Source organism: Streptomyces sp. JHA26, from assembly GCF_002005565.1.
Classification (GTDB): domain Bacteria; phylum Actinomycetota; class Actinomycetes; order Streptomycetales; family Streptomycetaceae; genus Streptomyces.
Window position 1 is genome coordinate 18,998 of sequence record NZ_BDJC01000078.1, and the last position, 8,200, is coordinate 27,197.

The following is an 8,200-nucleotide window of genomic DNA, read 5'->3' on the forward strand; positions in this document are numbered from 1 at the left end:
GTTCACTCGGTCGGGAGGGCCTGCATGGCCTTGATGAAGCCGTCCTCGTCGAGCTGCCCGTTGAAGAACTGCTGGACGGCCTGGTAGATGGGCGTCATGGCGGCCGGCGTGTAGGCCTGGTCCCACGAGAGCTGGAAGTTCTTGGCCTTGGCCACGAGGTCGTACTGGAAGCGCGCGTACTCGGGACTGGTCGACGTGTCGAGGAACTGCGGGGTGTTGGTGGTGGTCGGCAGGTTGCCGATGGAGAGCTGCGCCTTGACGAACTCGTCGGAGTACATGAGCTTCAGGAACTCGGCGACGGCCTCGGGGTGCTTGGTCTTCTTCAGCACCGAGTAGAAGTTGTTGGTGTTGCCGACGATGTCGGAGGGGTCGCCCTTGCCGCCCGCGACGGTGGGGAACGCGCCGTAGCCCAGGCCGTCGGCGGCGAACTCCTTCGCGTCGGTCAGCTGCTGCGCGTAGTACCAGGAGCCCATCAGCTCGAAGCCGGCCTTGCCCGAGGCGATCAGCGCCGGGGTGCCGCCGTTGGTGTACTTCACCGAGTCGTAGTTGCTGCCGAAGGCGCCGGCGTCGACGAGCTCCCGGAGCATGCCGAGCGCCTTCTTGCTGTCCGCGCTCGCCCAGGCGTCCTTGTCGCCGCCGAGGGCCTTCTTGAACAGGTCCGGCCCGGCGACACGGTCGTAGAGGTACTCGAACCACATCATCGTCGTCCACTGGTCGCCGCCGCCGAGGGCGATGGGGGTGACGCCGTCGGACTTGAGCTTCTTCACCGCGTCGAGCAGCTGGTCCCAGGTCTGGGGCGGCTTCACGCCCGCCTTGTCGAGCACGTTCTTGTTGTGGAACAACAGGACCGGCTGGGTGCCGCGCATCGGAACGCCGTACGTCTTGCCGTCCATCACCACGCTGTCGACGACGTTGGGCAGGAACTTGTCCTTGAGGTTCTTGTCCTTCGCGATGAAGTCGTCCAGCGGCATCAGCAGGTCCGCGTCGACGAACGGCCGGATGCTGCCGCCGCCCCAGTTGAAGAAGACGTCCGGTGCCTGCGGCGTGTTGATGATCGTCTGCAGCTTCTGCTGGTAGTCGGCACCGGGGATGGTGTCGAGGACGACCTTGACGTCCGACGTCTTGTTGAAGGTGTCGACGATCTGCTTCTCGACCTTGTTGGTGGCGTCGCCGTAGACCAGCACATGGATGCTGCCGTCGTCCGAGGACCCCCCGCCGTCGCCGTTCCCGCAGGCGGCGAGGCTCGCCGCCAGGGCGAGCGTCGCGCCGCAGGCGATCGCCCTGGCCAACCGTGTACGCATGCTCATCAGCCTTCCGAAAGTTTCGGTCAATGCACCGAAAGTCCTGCGGCTGGACAGTAGGCGCAAAGGGAAGAGCCGGTCAACGGTCGTGCACGCACGCGCCCAAACCGTTACGGCCCCTGCGTGGCCTATGCTGCGGCCATGCACGAAGAAGACGAGGTGGGGCCCAGGGTCACCCTGGCGGCCGTGGCCCGAGAGGTCGGTGTTTCGCTTCCGACAGTTTCGAAGGTGCTCAACGGCCGTTCGGATGTCTCCAGCGCCACCCGGGCCAAGGTCGAGCACCTTCTCGAGGTCCACGGCTACCGTCGCCGTGCGCAGGGCCCTCCCAAGGCACCCCTCGTCGAGATCGTCTTCCACGAGCTGGAGAGCGTCTGGGCGATGGAGCTCATCCGCGGCGTGGAGAACGTCGCGAAGCAGAACAACGCGACCGTCGCGGTCACCGAGAGCGGCACCCGGCACGCGCCCGGACCCGAGTGGATCGAGGGGGTGCTGCGCCGCCGTCCGCTGGGCGTGCTGCTGGTCTTCTCCACCCTGCCCGAGGAGGTGAAGCGGCGACTGGCGTCCCGGGCCGTCCCGTTCGTCATCGTGGACCCGGCCGGCGACCCCGACCCCGACGTCCCGTCCGTCGGCTCCGCCAACTGGGCCGGCGGACTGGCCGCCACCCGCCACCTCGTCGGCCTGGGACACCGGCGCATCGCGATCGTCACCGGCCCCGAGGACATGATGTGCTCACTGGCCCGGCTGGACGGATACCGTTCGGCGCTGGCCACGGCGGACCTCGACGCGGACCCGGACCTGGTCCGGTTCGGCGACTTCCACGTCCAGGGCGGGTTCGAGCACGCCATGGACCTGCTGCGGCGGCCGGACCGGCCGACGGCGGTCTTCGCCGGCAGCGACCTGCAGGCACTGGGCGTCCTGGAGGCGGCCCGGGTGCTCGGCATCAGCGTCCCCGGCGAGCTGTCGGTGGTGGGCTACGACGACGTACCGCTCGCCCAGTGGTCCAGCCCGCCGCTGACGACCGTTCAGCAGCCGCTGCAGCGCATGGCGGAGGAAGCGGCCCGGATGCTGCTGAGCCCCGGGGACCCGGCGAAGGGCGCCCTGCGCATCGAACTCGCCACCCACCTGGTGGTCCGTCAGAGCACCGCGCCACCGGCGCGGGGCTGACGACCGGGCGCGCGGGGCCGGGCGGCGTCGCGTGGCACCGGGCCGGCCCGGGAGCCGGCGCCGAGGTCCGCCGGGGCCGCTCAGGAGTGCCGCAGCAGCCGGTTCACCGCCCGCCCGAACACGTAGCGGCCCGACCGTTCCAGCGCGCCGTCGAAGAGGGACGGCAGCGGGCGGACGCGCAGCTCCTCGCGCCAGACGACACGCGCTCGGCCGCCGGGGCCCGGCCGGACCTCGATCTCGGCCCACCCGCCGACCAGCCGGCCCCGCTTGTCCAGCCGGCACCGGCCGGGCGCGCCGTCCTCCGGCGGCTCCCAGACGGTCACCTCCATGGTGTCGTCGAAGGCGAGGGGGCCGAGTCCCGTGCGGGCGACGACCAGGGTGCCCACGGCCGTGGGCGGGGGAGGGGACACGGTGACCCGGGTCAGCGGTACCGCGTCGCCGTGCCGGTGCCAGGCGGTGAGCCGCCGCCATGCCTCGTCCGGGGAGAGGGGGGCGGTGCGTTCGAGCGAGAAGGTGACCACGTCACGATCGTAGGCGGGCGGAGCGGTGGCGAGGGCCGGGCCCGGCATGCCGAGGGCGCGTGCCTGACGCCGCGAGGCCCGCCCTCCGGGCGGACGGCGGGGGTTCGGCGACGGGGCCTAGCGGTACACCTCGCCCGGCTCCGCCTTCCCCGGTGCCAGCAGCTGCGGCACCGTCACGAAGACGTAGCCCCGCTGCTTGAGCGCGTCGATGATGCCGGGGACGGCGGGGACGGTGCCGTCGTAGATGTCGTGCAGCAGGATGATGCCGTCCCGCGACGACTGCTCCAGGACGCGCTTCGTGATCAGGTCGGAGTCGTCCGTCGTGTAGTCCTTGGCGGTCACGGTCCACAGCACCTCCGCCAGGCCCAGTTCGCGGCAGATGTCGTGCACCGTGTCGTCGGTGCGGCCCTGCGGCGGACGCATCAGCGTGGGGCGCCGTCCGGTCAGGCGCTCTATCTCCCTGTTCGGGCGCTCCAGTTCCTCGCGTATCTCGTCCGGATCGGCGTCCGTGAGGATCCGGTGCGTCCAGGTGTGGCTGGCCACCTCGTGACCCTCGGCAGCCATGCGCCTGACAAGTTCGGGATAGGTGTCGATGTGCCGTTCGCCGAGGAGGAAGAAGGTCGCCGGGACCTGCTTCTCCTCGAGTATGTCGAGCAGCCGGGCGGAGTGCTCGCTCGGTCCGGCGTCGAAGGTCAGCGCGATGCACTTGGCCCTGCGGCAGTCGACGGTGCCGAATCCGGCCGCCCGCGCCTGGGGGCCGGGGGCGCCCCGGACGGAGCTGGGCGAGGCCGTCTCGAGCTTCGTGCAGCCGCTCAGTGCCAGTGTCAGGGAGGCGGCCGCCGCGAGAATCGCGGCTCCGCGCAACCTGGTCCCCGTTTTCGTCATCTTGCTGGTCGGCGAAGGCATGCGAGGACTATACACAGCGAGTATATACGCAGTGTATAGCGGTCCCTCGCATGCCAGTTCGAGGTAGGGAGGACTCCCGCCGGGTTACTCAGCCGGCACGAACGTGCAGGCGAGAGTGAGGAGAGACCCGTGAACGAGAGTCCTGTGGGCGGGCGCGTCTGGCGCCGGGCCCTGGTGACCGGCGGCGCCGGGTTCGTGGGATCCCACCTGTGCGGCCGGCTGCTGGAGGCCGGCACCGACGTCGTCTGCCTCGACAACCTGGCCACCGGCTCCCGGAGCAACGTGGCCGACCTGGAACGGCACCGCGGCTTCCGGTTCGTCCGGGCCGACGCGACCGACCCGGCGGCCCTGCGCGGCCTGCCCGGCCGCTTCGACCTCGTCCTGCACTTCGCCTGCCCGGCCTCGCCCGCCGACTACCTCAGGCTGCCCCTCCAGACCCTCGACGTCGGCAGCACCGGCACCCGCAACGCCCTCGAGCGGGCCCGCGCCGACGGCGCCCGCCTCCTGCTCGCCTCCACCTCCGAGGTCTACGGCGACCCCCTCGAACACCCGCAGCGCGAGAGCTACTGGGGCAACGTCAACCCGATCGGCCCGCGCAGCGTCTACGACGAGTCCAAGCGCTTCGCCGAGGCCCTGGTCACCGCCCACCGCCAGGTGCACGGCACCGACGCCGCCATCGTCCGCATCTTCAACACCTACGGCCCGCGCATGCGCACCGGCGACGGCCGCGCCGTGCCGACCTTCATCGCGCAGGCCCTGGACGGCATGCCCCTCACCGTCGCCGGGGACGGCGGCCAGACCCGCTCCCTGTGCTACGTCGACGACACCGTCGACGGCGTCCTCGCCCTGGCCGCCTCAGGCGAGAGCGGCCCCGTGAACATCGGCGGCTCCGACGAGATCACCGTGCTGGAACTGGCCCGGCGCATCATCGCGCTCACCGGCTCCGGCTCCCGCATCCGCTTCGTCGAACGGCCCGTCGACGACCCCGGCCGGCGCAGGCCCGACACCACCCTGGCCCGGGAGCGGCTCGGCTGGCGGCCACGGGTCGGCTGGAACGAGGGCCTGGAGCGGACCATCGGCTGGTTCGCGCACTCCGCCGCCGCGTAGGCCCTTCGGCGGAGCGGACGCACGATTTCACCATCCGTGACGAATCGGCTCATTTCCGGAATTGAGCTGTCTTCAAGAGTTTGAGCCGACAGCACCGCGGCACCCGCGAGCCCAGACAGACCCAGCAGTCGCCCGGGACGGAGCACACCCCATGCGCATCCTCGGTATCAACGCCCTGTTCCACGACCCGGCCGCCGCACTCGTCGTCGACGGCCGGACCGTCGCGGCCGCCGAGGAAGAGCGCTTCAGCCGCCGCAAGCACGGCAAGCGGCCCGTGCCGTTCTCCGCGTGGGAGGTCCCGGAGCTGGCGGCGCGGTGGTGCCTGGAACACGCGGGGGTGCGCCCCGAGGAGCTCGACGCCGTCGCGTACTCCTTCGACCCCCGGCTCGCCCGGCCCGCCCGCGCCATGGGCCTGGACGACCCCTGGGACCCGCTGCGCCTCGAATACGCCCGCCGCGCCCCCAGGTTCCTCGCCGACGCACTGCCCGGGCTCGACCCCGACCGGGTCGTCTTCGTCCCGCACCACGTGGCGCACGCCGCCTCCGCCGGACCGGCCTCACCCCACCCCGACAACGACGTCCTCGTCCTCGACGGACGCGGCGAGTGCGCCTCCCACCTGGCCGGCCGCTACCGCGACGGCAAGCTCGACACCCTCGCCACCCAGGCGCTCCCGCACTCGCTGGGCCTGGTCTACGAGGAACTGACCGAGCACCTCGGCTTCCTGCGCAGCAGCGACGAGTACAAGGTGATGGCCCTCGCCTCCTACGGCACCCCCCGCCACCTGGACCGGCTGCGCGAGCACGTCCACGCCACCGGCGACGGCGGCTTCCGCGCCCACGGCGTCGACTGGGCCGCCCTCGCCCCGGCCCGCGCCGAGGGCGAGGACTGGACGAAGGGCCACGCGGACCTCGCCGCGAGCACCCAGGCCGTGCTGGAGGAAGTGCTCCTCGACCTCGTCCACTGGCTGCACCGCGAGGCCGGGGGAGAGGCCCTGACGATGGCGGGCGGCGTCGCCCTCAACTGCGTCGCCAACGCGAAGATCGCCGCCCGTGGCCCGTACCGGCACGTGTGGGTGCAGCCCGCCGCCGGCGACGCGGGCACCGCCCTGGGCGGCGCCCTGCACGTGGCCGCCGCCCAGGAGGGCGCCGCCCCCGAGCCGATGCCGGGCGCCGACCTCGGCCGCGGCTGGAGCGACGAGGAGATCCGCACCTGGCTGGAGACCGCCGCGATCCCCTACGAGGAACCGGACGACATCGCCGAGACGGTCGCCGAGGAACTCGCCCGGGACGGGATCGTCGCCTGGTTCCAGGGCCGCAGCGAGTTCGGTCCGCGCGCCCTCGGCCACCGCTCCCTGCTGGCCCACCCGGGCCGCGCGGAGAACCTGGAGCGGCTCAACCACGTCAAGGGCCGCGAGGAGTTCCGTCCCGTGGCGCCGATGGTGCTGGCCGACCGCGCCGCCGACCTCTTCACCGGACCGCTCCCGAGCCCGTACATGCTCTTCGTGCACGACGTCGCCCCCGCCTGGCGCGACCGCGTCCCGGCCGTCGTCCACGTCGACGGCACCGCCCGCATCCAGACCGTCGAGGAACGCCGCGAGCCGCTCGTCGCACGGATGCTGGCCTCCTTCGAGAAGCGCACCGGGCTGCCCGTCGTCGTCAACACCAGCCTCAACACCGCCGGGCGGCCCATGGTCGACGACCCGCGCGACGCGCTGGAGTGCTTCGGCTCCGCGCCCGTGGACCTGCTGGCCATCGGCCCGTTCGCGGTGCGCCGGGGGAAGGCGTTCGCATGACCGGCGCCCCCACGACCGGCTACGCCGTCGTCATCCCCACGCTCGTCCGCGGCACGCTGGCCGACTGCCTGGCCGCGCTGGCCGCCGCGACCGGTCCCCGGCCCGACGAGATCGTCCTCGTCGACGACCGGCCCGCCCCCGACGCCGACCCGGCGGCCCTCGAACACCCGCTGAGCGTCCTCGGAGACCTGCGCCGGCGCACCGTCGTGCTGCGCAGCGGGGCGGGACCCGCAGCCGCCCGCAACACCGGCATCCGCGCGGTCACCTCGCCGTGGACCGCCTTCCTCGACGACGACGTCCAGGTCGGCCCGCACTGGTGCGACCAGCTGGTCCAGGACCTCGCCGAGGCCGCCCCCGACACCGGCGCCGTCCAGGGCGTCATCGCCGTCCCCCTGCCCGGCGAACGCCGCCCCACCGACTGGGAGCGCGGCACCGCCGCTCTCGCGCGGGCCCACTGGATCACCGCCGACATGGCCTACCGCACCGACGTGCTCAAGCGGGTCCACGGCTTCGACGAACGCTTCCCGCGCGCCTTCCGCGAGGACGCCGACCTCGCGCTGCGCGTCCTCGACGCCGGCTGGCGCATCCAGCGGGGCCGCCGCACCACCCGCCACCCCGTACGTCCCGCCTCCCGCTGGGCGTCCCTGCGACAGCAGCGCGGCAACGCCGACGACGCCCTGATGCGGCGCCTGCACGGCCCCGACTGGTGGTCCAAGGCGATGGCGCCCCGCGGCCGCATCCGCCGCCACGTCGCGATCACCGCCGCCGGTGCCCTCGCCCTCGCCCTCGCGGCCGCCCGCCGCCCCCGGGCCGCCGCGCTCGCCGGGCTCGGCTGGGCCGCCGGCACCGCCGAGTTCGCCTGGGCCCGCATCGCCCCCGGGCCGCGCACCCGCGACGAGGTGACGACCATGCTGGTCACCAGCGCGCTCATCCCGCCCGCCGCGACCTGGCACCGGCTGCGCGGGCTGTGGCGGCACCGCGGCGCCCCCGCGTGGCGGGAGGCGGCCGCATGAACCCCGTCAGGGCCGTGCTCTTCGACCGCGACGGCACCCTCGTCCACGACGTCCCCTACAACGGCGACCCCGAGCGGGTCCGGCCCGTCGACGGCGCCCGCGAGGCGGTCGCGCTGCTGCGCGCCCACGGGATCCGCGTCGGCGTCGTCACCAACCAGTCCGGCGTCGCCCGCGGCCTGATCAGCGACGTCGACGTCCGCCGCGTCAACCGGCGCGTCGACGAACTGATCGGCCCCTTCGACGTCTGGGCGGTCTGCCCGCACGGCCCCGACGACGGCTGCCCCTGCCGCAAGCCGCGGCCCGGACTGGTCCTGCGGGCGGCCGGACGCGTCCGCGCCGCCCCCGCCGACTGCGTCGTCATCGGCGACATCGGCGCCGACGTCGAGGCCGCGACAC

At 73.0% G+C, this 8,200-nt stretch carries 8 protein-coding genes; 5 read left to right on the plus strand and 3 right to left on the minus strand.

Features of this window, described 5'->3' with window-relative positions; translation table 11 throughout:
• Positions 1–2 precede the first annotated feature (2 nt).
• On the minus strand, positions 3–1,307 hold the full coding sequence (locus tag JHAT_RS30720) for an ABC transporter substrate-binding protein (RefSeq protein ID WP_077801557.1): 1,305 nt from the start codon (positions 1,305–1,307) through the stop codon (positions 3–5).
• A gap of 135 nt (positions 1,308–1,442) precedes the next feature.
• Between JHAT_RS30720 and JHAT_RS30725 the strand changes: the two genes are divergently transcribed.
• On the plus strand, positions 1,443–2,465 hold the full coding sequence (locus JHAT_RS30725; protein ID WP_077801558.1) for a LacI family DNA-binding transcriptional regulator: 1,023 nt from the start codon (positions 1,443–1,445) through the stop codon (positions 2,463–2,465).
• A gap of 80 nt (positions 2,466–2,545) precedes the next feature.
• Here JHAT_RS30725 and JHAT_RS30730 read toward each other — a convergent pair whose 3' ends face one another.
• Both JHAT_RS30730 and JHAT_RS30735 read right to left on the minus strand, forming a co-directional pair.
• Positions 2,546–2,986: an SRPBCC family protein gene (locus JHAT_RS30730; protein WP_107482074.1), complete on the minus strand. Its 441-nt coding sequence runs from the start codon at positions 2,984–2,986 to the stop codon at positions 2,546–2,548.
• A gap of 117 nt (positions 2,987–3,103) precedes the next feature.
• A complete protein-coding gene (locus JHAT_RS30735; protein ID WP_253195663.1) occupies positions 3,104–3,892 on the minus strand; it encodes a polysaccharide deacetylase family protein in 789 nt (262 codons plus the stop codon).
• Positions 3,893–4,021: 129 nt separating this feature from the next.
• Here JHAT_RS30735 and JHAT_RS30740 point away from each other — a divergent pair, with 129 nt between their 5' ends.
• The 4 genes from JHAT_RS30740 to JHAT_RS30755 all read left to right on the plus strand — a co-directional run.
• Positions 4,022–4,999 carry a UDP-glucuronic acid decarboxylase family protein gene (locus JHAT_RS30740; protein ID WP_077801561.1) on the plus strand — a complete coding sequence of 326 codons (978 nt, stop codon included), beginning with the start codon at positions 4,022–4,024 and terminating at the stop codon, positions 4,997–4,999.
• 151 nt (positions 5,000–5,150) lie between these two features.
• Positions 5,151–6,791, plus strand: a complete 1,641-nt coding sequence (locus JHAT_RS30745) for a carbamoyltransferase C-terminal domain-containing protein (protein ID WP_077801562.1) — start codon at positions 5,151–5,153, stop codon at positions 6,789–6,791.
• Positions 6,788–7,804 (plus strand): glycosyltransferase, encoded by a 1,017-nt coding sequence (locus JHAT_RS30750; protein WP_077801563.1) that lies wholly within the window; start codon positions 6,788–6,790, stop codon positions 7,802–7,804. The genes JHAT_RS30745 and JHAT_RS30750 overlap by 4 nt, the downstream gene beginning before the upstream one ends.
• Positions 7,801–8,200 (plus strand): HAD-IIIA family hydrolase (locus tag JHAT_RS30755; protein ID WP_143660548.1); only part of this gene is annotated, 400 nt, incomplete at its 3' end. The genes JHAT_RS30750 and JHAT_RS30755, both read left to right, overlap by 4 nt.